General features: G+C 70.9%; 15 protein-coding genes and 1 pseudogene. 9 read left to right on the top strand and 7 right to left on the bottom strand.

Annotated elements, in window-relative coordinates:
- Nucleotides 1-20: 20 nt before the first annotated feature.
- Nucleotides 21-1,346 carry a M14 family zinc carboxypeptidase gene (locus P1K31_RS01405; RefSeq protein WP_276304494.1) on the bottom strand — a complete coding sequence of 442 codons (1,326 nt, stop codon included), beginning with the start codon at nt 1,344-1,346 and terminating at the stop codon, nt 21-23.
- 264 nt (nt 1,347-1,610) lie between these two features.
- Here P1K31_RS01405 and P1K31_RS01410 point away from each other — a divergent pair, with 264 nt between their 5' ends.
- Entirely contained in the window at nt 1,611-2,645 is a 1,035-nt protein-coding gene (locus P1K31_RS01410; RefSeq protein ID WP_276304495.1) for an AI-2E family transporter, read from the top strand.
- A 480-nt stretch (nt 2,646-3,125) separates the two neighbouring features.
- Entirely contained in the window at nt 3,126-3,485 is a 360-nt protein-coding gene (locus tag P1K31_RS01415; protein ID WP_276304496.1) for a hypothetical protein, read from the top strand.
- A 9-nt stretch (nt 3,486-3,494) separates the two neighbouring features.
- On the opposite strand, the gene P1K31_RS01420 is transcribed toward P1K31_RS01415, so the two are convergent.
- The 5 genes from P1K31_RS01420 to P1K31_RS01440 all read right to left on the bottom strand — a co-directional run bounded on the left by P1K31_RS01420 (nt 3,495) and on the right by P1K31_RS01440 (nt 8,304).
- Entirely contained in the window at nt 3,495-3,860 is a 366-nt protein-coding gene (locus P1K31_RS01420; RefSeq protein ID WP_276304497.1) for a DUF5789 family protein, read from the bottom strand.
- Nucleotides 3,861-3,957: 97 nt separating this feature from the next.
- The gene (locus P1K31_RS01425; RefSeq protein WP_276304498.1) at nt 3,958-5,151 is read right to left on the bottom strand and encodes a redox-regulated ATPase YchF; all 1,194 of its coding nucleotides are present in this window, start codon (nt 5,149-5,151) and stop codon (nt 3,958-3,960) included.
- Between the two features lie 147 nt (nt 5,152-5,298).
- Nucleotides 5,299-6,231, bottom strand: a complete 933-nt coding sequence (locus P1K31_RS01430; protein WP_276304499.1) for a phosphorylase family protein — start codon at nt 6,229-6,231, stop codon at nt 5,299-5,301.
- A gap of 121 nt (nt 6,232-6,352) precedes the next feature.
- On the bottom strand, nt 6,353-7,540 hold the full coding sequence (locus P1K31_RS01435) for a M24 family metallopeptidase (protein WP_276304500.1): 1,188 nt from the start codon (nt 7,538-7,540) through the stop codon (nt 6,353-6,355).
- Between the two features lie 50 nt (nt 7,541-7,590).
- A complete protein-coding gene (locus tag P1K31_RS01440) occupies nt 7,591-8,304 on the bottom strand; it encodes a fumarylacetoacetate hydrolase family protein (RefSeq protein ID WP_276304501.1) in 714 nt (237 codons plus the stop codon).
- An 83-nt stretch (nt 8,305-8,387) separates the two neighbouring features.
- On the opposite strand from P1K31_RS01440, the gene P1K31_RS01445 reads away from it, so the two are divergent.
- Both P1K31_RS01445 and P1K31_RS01450 read left to right on the top strand, forming a co-directional pair.
- Nucleotides 8,388-8,900 carry a gamma carbonic anhydrase family protein gene (locus P1K31_RS01445; RefSeq protein ID WP_276304502.1) on the top strand — a complete coding sequence of 171 codons (513 nt, stop codon included), beginning with the start codon at nt 8,388-8,390 and terminating at the stop codon, nt 8,898-8,900.
- Entirely contained in the window at nt 8,897-9,574 is a 678-nt protein-coding gene (locus tag P1K31_RS01450; protein ID WP_276304503.1) for a hypothetical protein, read from the top strand. Before P1K31_RS01445 ends, P1K31_RS01450 begins: the two co-directional genes overlap by 4 nt.
- Here P1K31_RS01450 and P1K31_RS01455 read toward each other — a convergent pair.
- Complete coding sequence (locus tag P1K31_RS01455; protein WP_276304504.1) at nt 9,564-10,271, bottom strand: SOS response-associated peptidase; 708 nt, start codon at nt 10,269-10,271, stop codon at nt 9,564-9,566. The genes P1K31_RS01450 and P1K31_RS01455 overlap by 11 nt on opposite strands.
- Nucleotides 10,272-10,393: 122 nt before the next feature.
- Here P1K31_RS01455 and P1K31_RS01460 point away from each other — a divergent pair.
- The 5 genes and pseudogenes from P1K31_RS01460 to P1K31_RS01480 all read left to right on the top strand — a co-directional run.
- Nucleotides 10,394-10,804 (top strand): annotated as a pseudogene (locus tag P1K31_RS01460) (SDR family NAD(P)-dependent oxidoreductase); the annotation flags it as partial.
- Nucleotides 10,805-10,952: 148 nt separating this feature from the next.
- Nucleotides 10,953-11,615, top strand: coding sequence for a DsbA family protein (locus tag P1K31_RS01465; RefSeq protein ID WP_276304505.1), 663 nt, complete (start codon nt 10,953-10,955; stop codon nt 11,613-11,615).
- Nucleotide 11,616: 1 nt separating this feature from the next.
- A complete protein-coding gene (locus P1K31_RS01470) occupies nt 11,617-12,198 on the top strand; it encodes a hypothetical protein (RefSeq protein WP_276304506.1) in 582 nt (193 codons plus the stop codon).
- 119 nt (nt 12,199-12,317) lie between these two features.
- Nucleotides 12,318-12,704 (top strand): hypothetical protein, encoded by a 387-nt coding sequence (locus P1K31_RS01475; protein ID WP_276304507.1) that lies wholly within the window; start codon nt 12,318-12,320, stop codon nt 12,702-12,704.
- Between the two features lie 43 nt (nt 12,705-12,747).
- On the top strand, nt 12,748-13,989 hold the full coding sequence (locus P1K31_RS01480) for an ornithine cyclodeaminase, nickel-pincer nucleotide-dependent (protein WP_276304508.1): 1,242 nt from the start codon (nt 12,748-12,750) through the stop codon (nt 13,987-13,989).
- The last annotated feature ends 19 nt before the right edge of the window (nt 13,990-14,008 follow it).

A 14,008-nucleotide genomic window follows, 5' to 3' on the forward strand; every position in this document is an offset into this window, starting at 1 on the left:
TCGAGCCGCCGACTCCGCGCTCAGCGCGTCGGCACGTCGACGCCGTGGGGGTTCGAGAGCGGGTCCCCGGTGAGCGGGATGTCCCAGTACTCCTCGGCGTTCACGTCCGCGATGGAGCCGTCGGCCATCGCCTCGAAGGTCGCCGCGAACCCCTCCTTCGTGGCCTGGACCATCTGTCCGAAGCCCTGCTGACCGCGGTCGTCGGTCTGTCCGGTCACCTCGTAGAGCAGCCCCGCCGCGCCCGTCCGCGGACAGACGGTGTCGAGGTACGACCCCCAGAGGGGGTAGTAGCCGTAGCGGGTGACGCTGTCGAAGACGCTCTCGCCGCGTTCGCCGAGCGCCCGCTCGACGAGTACGTTGAGCTGGAGCGACCGCTCGCTCGTCTCCGCGTCGATGAACGGGTCGACGACGTCCTCGACCGGGGCCTCGGGGTCGTCGAACGGCGACCGCTCGCGGTAGACCGGCCCGTAGGCGGGCATCACGCTCATGATCGTCTGCTTCGGGGGTCTGTTGCCGTCGCCGGAGTCGGGGTAGAGGTACCGACCCTGGTGGTGGTGGGTGATCGCGTAGTCCGGAGCGGCGCGCAGCGCGGACGCGGCGACGGCGCGGACCTCCGGCGCGAGCATGAGCCCGCTGCTCCGGAGGGTGTAGCCCTCGTACTCGACGTCGTAGTACCGCCCGTCGGTCCACGTCCCGTCCTGGCTGCCGATCGCGTCGGCGTCGAGCGCGACGTTGAAGTCGCGGTTCATGTCGTAGCCCGGCGGCGCGTCGTCGGGAACGGCGTAGTGGTAGTACGGCTCGTACTTCGAGTCCCCCGGCCGCCACGCCTGCGTGTTCGTCCGCCGCCCGATCCACTCCGCGCTCCCGTCGTCGTCGACGTCGTACTCGAACATCGCGCCGTCGGGGTTCACCCGCGGGACGATAGTGAACGAGAGGCCGTCGAGCAGCGTCTCGACCCGCCCGGAGTTACCGAGCGCGAGGTCGCGGATCAGCTCGAGCGTCACCTCCGTCCCGATCGGCTCGTCGCCGTGGATCTGGTTGATGAGGTGGACGCTCGTGTCGCCGTCGCCGACGGTGACCTCCCAGATGGGCTCGCCGAGCCCCGCCGACTCGCCGATCTCCTGGAGCGAGATCCGGTCGCTCCGCCGGTCGATCCTCCGGAGTTCGGCGGCGAGCTCCTCGTTCGTGTGGAACGCGTCGAGGTTGTACGCCTGCTCGCTGCCCGGCCACGGACCGCCCGGCCGGTAGACGCCGCGGCGCTCGTCCGAGTCCGCCGCCGCCGTCCCGGCCGCCGCCAGTCCGAGGAGCGCTGTGCCCGTCGCCTTCAGGTAGGTGCGTCGACGCATGACGCAGATTCGATCGAGTTTACGACTGATAATTTTTGCTGTTAACATCCGAAAACGTACTGTCGGACTTCCGTACGCGATTCCGCCCGGCGGGATTTCGACCCAGCGCCCTCGACCGCTCGAAACGGCGCGGGACGGCGACGGGGGGCGATCGCGCGCGGCTACCGCTGGTACGAGTTCGGCGACGGCCACCCGTTACTTCCCGCCGCGTGACCGTTAGCGCGCCGACACGCAACTTTTTGCACTCCGCCACGTCTCGATCGCATGAACAGACACCGGGCGGTGCTGGTCGCGCTCCTGCTCGTCGTCGCCCTCGTCGCCGTCGCGTTGATCCTCCCCTTTCTCCAGTACGTTCTCCTCGCGATCCTCCTCGCGTACCTCCTCTATCCGCTGCAGCGCCGCCTGGCGCCGAGGGTCGGACGACGCCCCGCCGCGGCCGCCCTCGTCGCGGTCAGCGTCCTCCTCCTGCTGCTCCCCGTCGCCGTGCTGCTGGGGGTCGCCCTCCAGCAGGCGATCGGCATCGTCGAGATGCTTCGGACGGGCACGATGGGGTTCGAGGTCGTCGAGCGGGTCCTCAGGACGACCGTCGGGGTCTCGGTCGAGGTCGACGTGCTCCTCTCCACAGTTCCGGACAGGATCGCCGAATCGATCCAGCAGAACGGGTCCCAGGGGACCCAACAGGTGCTCTCCGGGGTGTTCGCGCTCGTCGGTACGGTCGTCGATCTCAGTATCGGGATCTTCGTCACGCTGTTTCTGTTCTACTACCTCCTCGTCGACGGCGCGCGGGTCGTGGCGTGGATCGAGCGGGTCCTGCCGCTTCGCCCCCGCGTCCAGCGCGACCTCGTCGAGGAGTGCGACCGCCTCATGTGGGCGGCCATCGTCGGCAACGTGGTCGTCGCGGTGGTACAGGGGCTGCTGACCGGTATCGGCTTCTTCTTCGTCGGCTTCTCGCAGGTCGTCTTCTGGACCGTCCTGACTATCGCGCTCTCGCTGCTGCCGCTCATCGGCGCGTCGGTCGTCTGGGCACCCGCCGCGGGCTACCTCGCCCTGGTGGGACGGCCCGTCCCGGCGATCGCCCTGTTCGCGTACGGGGCCCTCGTCGTCAGCCTCTCCGACAACTACATCCGACCCGTCGTCGGCGGACACGAGGCCGATCTCAACCCCGGCGTGTTCTTGCTCGGCATCTTCGGCGGCCTCGCGCTCGTCGGCGTCATGGGGCTGTTCTTCGGACCGGTCGTCCTCGGGATGGCGAAACGGCTCGCCGAGGTCACCGCGAGGGAGTTGATGATCGAGGGGTGAGCCGGGGCGGGGTGAGCGCGCCGCGGCGAGGTACCGAGCCCCGGAATCGAGCGCCCGCGACGTTCGCGTCCGTGCTACCGGGGTCGGGGGGCTATATCCATAGCGCCGGCGGAACGAATCTAGCTACAATCCACTTCGCCGTCGTGTCCCCACTACCTGACGCGGATGGCACACGAACCGAGGGAATCGGGGGACGACCCGGCGGGACGTCGCGTCCGCCGCTGAGCGGCGGCCCTCGATCGCCGCGCTGACGACGCCGTCGCGGGACGCGAGCGGTCGTATCGCGCCCGGGGCGTCGTTCATCGCACCGGGGCCGACGCGAGTGAGGGCGGAGACGCGATCGTCCGCGGCACACGCACCTGCGAGGGACGATCGTCAGCCGCCGTCGACCGCGATCGTCGACGGCCGCGGAGCGACGACGGAACGCCGCTCGCGGCCGATCGGCGCCCGCGACGCACGGGGGCCGAACAGATATACGAGATGGCAGACAAGGTGACCGTGAGCGGGGGATTCGCTCGTCGAGCGGAGGGGGACGTTATGAAGGACACGGAGTTACCAGACTGGGCGGGGCCGGAGTACGACCCGAAGACGAACCGGTACCGCGTCCGACGAACGGACGGCGACGAGCGAATCAGCGTCCGCGACGCGCTCGACGCGCTGGAGTCCCTGACCGACCTCGAACTCGCGGACGCCGCGGAGTTCGCGGGCGTGTTCGATCGCGACGAGGACGCGACGACCGCCGCCGGCTCGTTCCGGGTGACGGTCCCCGTCGACGGCTACCGCGTGACGATCACCGAGGACGCGGTGACACTCGACCCGCGCCCCGACGGGGACGACTGAGGCTCGACCCTACTGCCAGTTCGTCTCGGTCTTCCCGTCGACCTCGTCGATCTGTTCGAGGTCGCGCTGTTCGTTGTACTCCTCGGGACCGCCCGCTTCACCCGTGAGCTCCCGGTAGACGGCCTCGCGAACCTCCTCCGGCGAGTCGTACTCCTCGTCGACCAGGCGATCGAAGACGCTCCCCAGCGTCTCCGTCTCGTTCGGCATGTCGAGGGGCTGATCGGCGTACTCCATCGCTAGCTCCTCGCTCGTGACCGGGTACTTCCGGTCGCCGAGGTCCTGTCGAACGTCGTCGAGGATGGCCTCGACGCTCTCGGTGCGTTCGCGCTGGCGCTCGCCCATCCGGTCCTCCGCTCGGTCGGGGTCGGGAGACATGACGAGGCGTACGGCCCCGCGCCCCAAAAGTGCCCTGCGGGCGATCGCCGGGCCGCACCCGCGACCTCGGCGCGATCGGAACCGAGCGTCGCCCGGGTCAGTTCGTCGTGACGATCTCGACGACGTCGCGATGGGAGAGCTCGTGGCCAGACCCGATCTGGCGCTTCGTCCGGCAGTCGACGCCGTACAGCAGGCCGTCGCCGATGTCCGTGTGCAGGAAGTACGCGAAGTCCTCGGTCGTGGCGTTCGACGGGAGGAGGAAACAGTCTCGCAGCACCTTCCCCTCGGAGGTCTTCACGCCCCTGGCGCTCCCGGGGAAGACCGCGACGACGCCGAGTTCGTCGAAGAGCGCGGCCTCGAGCGCGCGCTGGACGCCCGTCCCGCCGTACTCGCTCGCGAAGTCGCGGATCCGTTCGAGACCGCGCCGCTGCTCCATCGAGAGGTCGCCCGTCACCTCGAAGTCGTCGTCGCCGGGGGTGTACTCGACGACGCCCCGCTCCGCGGCGGTCTTGAGCGCCTTCTCGGCGTGCGCGCTGACGGGGACGAACGAGAGGTGGTCGTACTCGGGGTCCGACGCGATCCCCTCGTAGTTCGCCTGCGCCTCCGGGGTGTCCATCTTGTTCGCGGCGATCACCATCGGCTTCGTGCGCCGCCGGATCTCCCGTGCGAGTTCGAGGCGGTCGGCCGCGTCCCACGTCTCGGGGTCGAGTTCGAGGCCGAGCGACAGGACGACCTGCGTGATCTCCTCCGCGTTCGTCCGGAAGGCGTTCATCTGCTCGGCGAGCGACTCCTCGATCTCCGCCTCGGCCCCCCGGTAAGCGTTCTCGTATCGTTCGATCCCCTTCTCCAGGATCTCGAGGTACCACATGTCGAGTTCCTCCTCCAGGAAGGCGATGTCCTCGCGCGGATCGTGGCCCTCCGTGGCCTCGCCCTCGACGTCGGTCGTCCCGGAGAAGTCGACGACGTGGATCAGCACGTCGGTCTCGTTCAGATCGGTGAGAAACTGGTTGCCGAGCCCCTTGCCCTCGTGCGCGCCGGGGATGAGCCCCGCCACGTCCACCAGCTTGGTCGGGACGAAGCGCGTCCCGTGCCGGCAGAAGCCCGTCTCGGGCGTGCACGTATCGCCGAACTCGGGGGCGGCGCACTCGACGCGGACGTACGCCTCGCCGACGCTCGGGTCGATGGTCGTGAACGGGTACGCGCCCTCGGGCACGTCGTTCATCGTCGCCGCGTTGAAGAGGGAGGACTTGCCCACCGAGGGCTTGCCAACGAGGCCGATCCGGTAACTCATTGGGACCGCTCCGCGAGCGACCCCCGAAACGGTTGCGACTCGACCGCCCTTCGGGTCGTGCTCGCACGGGTCGCACGTTTCGATCACACGGTCCCGCGGGTCCCGGGGGGTCGAGCAGGGGAGCCGCGAAACCAGCGGACCCCGACGCTACTCGGGGTGCGACGGGACGCCGTCGCGGTACGACTCCCAGCGCTCCGTGACGCGCTCGACGAACGCCGAGGCCACCCGGAACGCGTTCTCGACGGCCAGCCCGACGAACGCCTCGACGTCCTCGTCTATGCTCTCGCGGGCGGACCGGCCGGGCGCGGGCCGGTCGAAGTTGGCGACCGCGCGGACGTTCAGGTAGCGGTCGAGTCGGCCGGCGCGGTCGAGCGCGAGCGCCGTCCCGTAGTCCTCCATCTCGGTCGTGGCGTGTGGTCCGACGCCGTACCCCTCGACCAGTTCCTCGGCCGCCGCGGCGAGGCGCTCCCCGTGCCAGAACTCGTCGCCGCAGAGCGTAGTTCCGACCCCGACGGTCGGGGAGCCGCGGGCGGCCTCCTGGGGGTAGCGCTCCCGGTACGCCCGCGCCTCGGGGAGGTCGCGCAGGGGGACGTTCGCCGTCGCGCGCCGCGCCGCCGCGACGAGGTCCCCGTTAAGCCGGTAGACGCCCGGCTCGGGATCGAACGGCAGCGGGCCGATCGTCGGGCCCTCGCCGTCGCCGTCCGGATCCCAGCGGAACTTGCGGTCCCAGTCGACGACGGCGTCCGCCAGGAACACGGAACCGAGCGTGCCGACCGCCGGCGAGCCGCCGGCGACGCCCGCGGTCACGACGTACGCCCGCGAGAGGTCGAGGCGGGGGGTGCGGTGGAGCGCCGTCACCGTCGCCGCCGCCTGCGCCTTCCCCATCCCGGTCGTCGCGACGCCGATCCCGTCGTCGGTGCAGCGCACCGCGTCGACAGCGCCGGTGACGGCGATCTCGCGGGCGAAGTCGTAGCGGTCGAGCCAGGGCCGGAGTTCGCTCGGCGCGTCGCCCCAGTCGAACGAGAGGGCGGGCAGGACGAGCGCCCGCAGTTCGACGGGCGAGTGCTCGGACGAGGTCATCGGTCACAGTAGGTCCGCCAGCGCCTCCAACGTCTCGATCTCGCGGGTCGGCTCCGCGAGGACGCCGCCGTCGAAGCCCGCCGCGTCGTAGCGCATCTACCGGTGTGCCGGTCGCGACGAGTTACCCGTATCGGATGACGTTCCCCTCCAGTTCGCGGGGGAAGTAGGTGATCCGCTCGGTCCCGTCCTCGGTGATCGCGACCGTGTCGGAGTGGCGGTAGCCCTCGGTGCCGGTGTAGAGGCCGGGTTCGATCGTGTAGACGTGGCCGGGTTCGATCAGGCGGTTTCCGGGGTCCGCCTGCGCTTCCCCCCAGCCCCTGTCGAGGTACGGGGGTTCGTGGCCGTCCATCCCGATGTTGTGCCCGACGTGGTGGCGCGCGAGGTCGGTCACCCCCTGCTCCCGGAAGTAGTCCCACACCGCCTGATCGACGTCGGCCACGGGGACGCCCGGTCCGAGCGCCTCGATGGCGATCGTCTGGGCTTCGAGCATCAGTTCGAAGTAGTGGACCTGCTCGTCGGTCGGCTCGCCGACGAACATCGTCCGTTCGAGCTCCGAGCGGTAGCCGTCGACGTTCGCCGACGCGCCGGTGATGATGACGTCGCCCTCGCGCAGCCGGCGGTTCGGGGTGTGGCCGTGCGGGAGGGCGGTCTCGCGGGCGCTGACGAACCCGGCGCGGACCGGACCGGTCCCCCGGACGCGCTCGACGTAGCGGTCGCCCAGCGCGTCGAGCATGGCCCGCGAGGCGTCCGTCGCGGCGCGCTGGCTCACCGTCGCGGGGTGGGCACCGGGTTCTGCGTAGTCCGCGAGGTAGCGGTGGCCGAGGTTCGCCCAGCGCGCCGACTCACGGATGAGCGCCACCTCCGCCTCCGACTTCGCCCAGCGCATCCGCCACACCCAGTCCTGCCGGGTCACGTCGAGGTACGTGGAGAGATCCGCCCCCCGGTAACCCATCGTCCCCGGAGCGCCGTCGGCGTCCGCAGCCACGGACTCGACGTCGAGATCCCGGAGCATCGAGACGGCCGTCGGGATCGGCATCCCGCCGGGGTAGTCGAAGTAGCGGTGGACGGCGTCGATGCGGGGGTTCCCGTCCACGCGCTCGACCTCGAGGCGCGGCACCGTGATCTCGGCGCGCTCCTCGGTCACGGCGAGGATCACCGGGCGCTCGGTCTGCACGTGGTGGAACCCCGTCAGGTAGGCGATGCTGGTCGCGTCGAACCACACCGCCGCGTCCGCGGGGGTCCTCGCGAGGCGGTCGCGCACGGCGGCCAGGCGCGCGTCGTACTCGCGTTCGGGGAGTCGCGTGGTCATGCGAGTGAGTCCCGAGGTCAGCCCAAAAGGGTTATCGGCTCGCCCCGGAATCACCCGACTACGTTGCGAAGCGTTCCCACGCCCTCGTAGGTGATGACGACGTCGTCCCCGCGTTCGAGGAGCCCGGGGTTCGCGGGGCTGCCGAAGGCGATCACGTCGCCGGGCAGGAGGGTGAACCGCTCTGAGAGGAACGCGATCACCTCGCGCGGCGAGAAGAGCATCTGCGCGGTCGTCGCCGACTGGCGCTCCTCGCCGGCGACGAGCGTCCGCATCTCGACGTCGGTCGGATCGACGTCCGTCTCGACGTACGGGCCGAGCGGCGCGGAGCCGTCGAAGGCCTTGCGCGCCGTCCGCCCGGGCTGGTCGAGCGCGTCGAGGTCGTTCATGATCGTGTAGCCGCGCACCGCGTCGTCGACCTCCTCCTCGCGCAGATCGTGACACCGGCGGTCGACGACCGCCGCGAGCTCCCCCGCGTAGGTGAGTTCGTCGGTGAAGGCGGGGTACTCGATGGTCGCCCCCGGCGCGAGCACGGAGACGGGCGGTTTGATGAAGAAGTCCGGCTCCGCCGGGCGGTCGTAGTCCATCTGGTCGAGCGTCGCGGCGTAGTTGCGCCCGACGCAGTAGAGCGCCGTCGGCTCGCAGGGTGCGAGCAGGTCGTACTCGTCGGGGGCGTAGCGCGCCCCGTCGGCGTCCACGATCCCGGTCTCCGGGTCGCACTCGCCGGTGACGGTGCCGTCGTCGGTCTCGATGCGTGCGAGTTTCACGCGCGACGGGTCGGACGCCGAGACGTATGAGTGAACCGGAGTGTCGGGATACTCATTTGACACGTGGCGGTGAGTGTGGGGGTATGGACCGCCGCCACTACGCCTTCGAGGGCACCGAACCCGAAATTCACGGAAACGCGCACGTCAGCAACGAGTCCACGCTCGTCGGCGACGTCGCGATCGAATCGAACGCCAACGTCTGGCCGAACGCGGTGCTCCGGGGTGACATCGGCCCCGTCCGCGTCGGTCCCGAGTCCCACGTCGGGGAGAACGCGACGATCCACGCCTCCACCGTCGGTCAGCGGTCGATGATCGCCGCCGGGGCGGTGCTCAACGACGCGGAGGTGGGCGACAACGTACTCGTCGGGTTCAACGCCACCGTCAACGAGGTCGCGATCGGGGCGGGGAGCATCGTCGCCGCGGGAGCCGTCGTCCTCCAGAACACCGACGTCCCGCCACACAGCTTCGTCCACGGCGTCCCGGCGCTGACGACGCCGCTCGAGGAGACGGGGCTGAACGCGGAGGGGCTGTTCGAGGCGTACTCGACGGGCAAGTACGCGAACCTCGCCGCCCGTCACGAAGAGCTGTTCGAGTGAGACGCCGCGAGGACGCGCGGGAGGCCGACGACGGTCTCCGCGGAGCGACCGTCTTCCGTTCCGCGCACGGCGATCGCGCCCGCGGAACGGGAGCGTCGGGTCCACCCCGCCGCCGGCGAGACGTCGTCAGCGCCGCCCTCGCCGTCCTCGTCGGCCTCCCGTTGGCCGGTTGCGCCGGGCTGTCGGACCCGCGGGCGGCCGGCCCGACCGTGCCGGACGACGCCCGCGCCCCGATCGAACGCATCGTCCTGCGGAACAGACGGAGCCGGGAGGAGCGCTTCGGCGTGATGCTCAGGTACGGCGACGACGAGCGTCACGGGTGGGAGACCTACCGGATACCGCCGCGCGGCGTGCGGTTCGTCGAGGTGCGACCCCCCGACGCGCCCGACGCGCCCGACGCGCCCGACGTCCCCGATGCGCTCGGCGCGGCCGGGGCGCTCGACGCGCCTGCCGCCCCCGACGCCCCCGGGACGTTCACGATCGTCGGACGCTCGAACGCCAGCGGCGCGCAGGCGGTCGTCGAGTTCGACCCGACGGACCGGACGGCCGCCGACGGTGGGTTCGAGGTCGTCTTCGTCGTCGAACGCGACGGCGACGTCCGGGCCGCGCTCGCCCGCACGGGGGACGGCGCGAACGCGCCGACGAACGAAGCCGACCGGAACGCTACGGGCTGACCTCCTCGACGACTGCGGGCGAGTCGTTCGTGGGGTCGTTCACCAGCGTCGAGACCGGATAGGCGCGCAGTTCGTCGTCCGCGGGCGGGTCGAACGCCTCGACCCGCTCGCCGTCGAGCCACGCAGCCTCGTCGTCGCGGCGGAGGAGCAGCGCCATCCGGTGGTGGTAGTCCGCGAGGAGGGGCGTCGGCTCGCGCGTCACGATCGTGAACGTCTCCAGCGGTTCGACGCTCCGGGCCGGTCCGGTCCTCACGTCGTCCGCGCCGCCCGCGAACGCGTCGAGTCCCGTCTGTGTCACCTCCGGCGTCCACGTCTCCCACAGGCCAGCGAGCGCGAAGGGTTCCCCGTCGCGGCGGGTGATGCGGTGGGGGCGCTTGCCGGCGTCGGTCTCGACCCACTCGTAGAAGCCGTCCGCGAGCACGAGACAGCGCCGCTCGGCGTAGGCGTCGCGGAACGCCGGCTTCTCGCCGAGCGTCTCCGCGCGGGCGTTGATGAACCCGCCCGACGGGTCGTCGGCCCACGACGGGACCAGCCCCCAGCGCGCCCCGGTGATCGCGTCGCGCGAGGCATCACGGATCACGGGGAGGGACTGGCCCGGCGCGGCGTTGTAGCGCGGGCGGGGGTCGGCGACGAACGCGGCGTCGAAGCGCTCCTCCAGTTCCTCTGGCGGGGCGAAGATGCTGTAGCGACCGCACATACCCGGAGGAGGGACGGAGGGGTGATGACCGTACGGGTGCCGCCCCGACGGACGGGGCATGCGACAGAACAGCTAACACACCGCTGGCCGAACGGCGGTCGTGCTTTCCGAGTGCGAAGCACGCCGCGCCGCACCTCCGGGCGAGCGACCGGGGGAGCCTCGTCACGATCTCCTCGATCGCCGGGAAGAAGCCCTACCCCCTCAGGTCGCCCTACGCCGCCTCGAAGATGGCCGTCATCGGTCTCACGCGGGCGCTCGCGTTCGAACTCGGCTCGGACGACGTCACCGTCAACGCGGTCTGCCCCGGGGCCGTCGAGGGCGACCGCATCGAGCGCGTCTTCGAGGATCGGGCCCGCGAAATGGGCGTGAGCGTCGAGGAGGCCAAGCGATCGACGATCCTCGACGACCAGCCGATCGAGGAACTCGTCCCCCCGGCGGAGGTGGCCGAACTGGTCGCCCACCTCGCCGGACCGCACGCCCGGCACGTCACCGCCCAGGACATCAACGTGGACTCGGGGGCGACCTGGTACTGATCCGGCGAGTTGATCAGCAGACGAACCGGTTTGCGGACGAGCGGAACGGCGGATCGAGGAACGCGGGAGCGGAGGATCGCGGTCGGTTGTGCGTCGTATCCGCCCACCCGGACCCATCGCTATACGCGACTGTCGCCTCTCTCCAGTCATGGAGAACAGACGCGCGTTCCTCGCGGGCGTCGGCCTCGCCGCGAGCGGCGCGCTCGCCGGATGTCTCGGACTGGGAGGCGGGCGCTCGGAGACCGATCTCGACGCGCACCCGGCGGCGGCGGGCGCGACCGACGAACCGCGGCTCGGCCCGCCGCTCGAGGAGGCGCGCGCGGTCATCGTCGCGTTCGAGGACCCCTCGTGCACGACCTGCCGTCGCTTCGAGACGACCACGTTCCCGCGGATCGAGTCCGACCTCGTCGGCTCGGGCGAGGTCGCGTTCGTCTATCGGCTCCTCCCGATCGTCTTCCCGTGGGGGGAGCCGGCCGCGCAGGCGCTCGAGGCCACCTACGATCGGAGCGCCGAGGCGTTCTGGGCGCTCAAGGCGCACTACTACGCGGAGCAGGACGCCTTCGGCTCCGACACCGTCCTCGACCGGACCGGGGCGTTCCTCGCGCGGGAGACCGACGTGGACGCGGCGGGCGTCGTCGCGGACGCCCGCGAGGAGCGCTTCGACGACCGCGTGCGGGAGGACGTGCGCGCCGCCGAGGAGGCGGGCGCGAGCGCGACGCCGACGTTCTACCTCTTTCGCGAGGGGGAGTTCCTGACGCGGGCGGTGGGCGCGAAGGACTACGCGGTGTTCGAGCGCGCGCTCGGTGGGTGAGATGGTCCGGCTGCCCACGCGCGCCCGCGACTGGCGGCTGACGGCCCGGACGGTCCGTCTCGTCCTCACCGTCCCTAGCTACGCCCTGCTGGCACTGGTCGTCGCGGCGTTCGGGTTGACGCTGTTCGTCCTCTCGCTCAGCCCGGGGCTCTTCGGGTTCCTCGCGGGCGGGGCGCTGCCGCTCGGCGACCGCCTCGCGATACTGCTCTCGCTCTACCCGTTCGTCGGGACGGAGTTCGGGCCGGTGGCCGGCGGCCTGCTCGTCGGCGTGTCGCTCCTGTTCGGCGCGAACGTCGCCACGCTCGTCTACCACCTGCGGGAGCACGACCTCTCGGCGCGGGAGGGCGGCGCGAGCGCCGTCGGCCTGATCCTCGGGACGCTCGGCGCGGGCTGTGCGGCCTGCGGGACGGCGATCCTCGCGGGCGTCCTCTCGCTGTTCGGCCTCCCGGCGGCGCTCACGTTCCTCCCGCTGGAGGGACTGGAGTTCGCCCTGCTCGCGCTCGTCGCGCTCGCGCTCTCGACGTACTGGCTCGCGGACGGGATGCGCGGCGGCGAGGTGAACGGCTGTCCCGTGGAACTCTAGCGCGAGTTGTCTACCTCGGGACGCGCGGGCGACCGCGACGCGACTTCCTCCTCGCTTCGCACGGCACGTCGGACGTTCACGCCCTCGATTATAAATCGGATGACGGAGAATGGAGTCGTGTGGCAGACGCGTCCGACGACCCGTCGTTTCGCATCCCGGCCCGTCCCCAGCGGCGGTTCTCCTCGACGACCGTCGAGCACGACGGCGGGGTGGTCTTCGCGCTCGTCCCCGACGGGGACCACGACGACGACGCGCTCGACGCGCTCGTCACGCGGGTGCTCGACGACGGGCCGTACCGCTACGGCGACTGGTTCGACCTCCCCCTCCCGCTCTACCTCGTCCACGACGACGGGACGGGCGACACCTTCCGGGTGGTCGTCCGGGGACGGGCGGTCGAACTCCACGTCCTCCCCGAGACGGAGTCGGCCGGGTTGCGCGCGCTGTACGACCGACTCGTGAGCGCGACCGACTGCGAGTGGGCCGTCGAGTGTCGCGTCGACGCGTGACGGAGTCACAACCGATTTGAGCCGTCCCCGCCGACCGAGAGGCATGACAGTCTCCCGCGTCGTCGAACTGGAGGGGCACATCATCGACTCGGGGATGATGGGTGCCGCCTTCGGGATCGTCATGGACATGGGCGGGTCGTTCGAGGTGGACGAGTTCGAGATCGGTCGCTCGAAGACCGAGGGGTCCTACGCGCGGCTCACCGTCTTCGCGGACACCGAGGACGACCTCCAGCCCATCGTCCACGAACTCCACGGGATCGGCGCGAACCCCGCCGATCCCAGGGACGCCACGCTCGCGCCCGCCCCGGCCGACAGGGTCGTCCCGAAGGGGTTCTACTCGACGACGAACCACCCGACCGACGTCCGCTACGAGGGCGAGTGGCTCCCCGTCGAGCGCGTCGAGATGGACTGCGCGATCGTGGTCGACCCCGAGGCCGAGGGCGGGCCGCGGGCGTACACGAAGGTGCTCAACGCCGTCGAGGCGGGCGACCTCGTGGTGACCGCGGAGGCGGGCGTCCGCGTCCGGCCGCCCGAGCGCCCACGGGGCGACGGCAGCCCCTTCGGGTTCATGCAGGGGGGCGTCTCCGCCGAGCGCCCCTCCGAGTCCACGATCGCGAAGATCGCCGAGTCCATCCGCGAGGTCAAGGAGGAGGGCGGGACGGTGCTCGCCGTCTGCGGTCCCGCGCTCATTCACTCCGGCGCGCGGGAGGCGCTCGCGCGACTCGTCCGCGAGGGCTACGTCGACATGCTCTCGGCGGGCAACGGCTTCGCGGTCCACGATCTCGAACACGACCTCTACGGCACCTCGCTGGGGATGGACACGGAGACGCTCGACCACCCGCGGAAGGGCCACAAGCACCACATCTACACCATCAGCGAGATCATCCGGGTGGGATCCATCCGCGAGGCGGTGGAGTCGGGGCTCGTCGAGTCGGGCGTGATGTACGAGTGCGTCAGAAACGACGTCCCCTTCGTCCTCGCGGGGTCGATCCGCGACGACGGTCCGCTGCCGGACACCATCACGGACGCGATCGAGGCGCAGAACGCCATCCGCGAGCAGGCCCACGAGGCCGACATGGTGCTGCTGCTCTCGACGCTGCTCCACTCGGTGGCGGTGGGCAACTGCCTCCCCTCGACGACGCGGGTGGTCTGCGTGGACATCAACCCGGCGACGGTGACGCAACTGCTCGACAGGGGGAGCGCGCAGGCCGTCGGGATGGTGACCGACATCGGGACGTTCGTCCCGATCCTCGCCGAACACGTCATCTACGGCGGCCGCGAGTAGCCCGCAGGTCCGGCGTGTT

The organism is Halomarina halobia (genome assembly GCF_029338575.1).
GTDB classification, from domain to species: Archaea; Halobacteriota; Halobacteria; order Halobacteriales; family Haloarculaceae; genus Halomarina; species Halomarina halobia.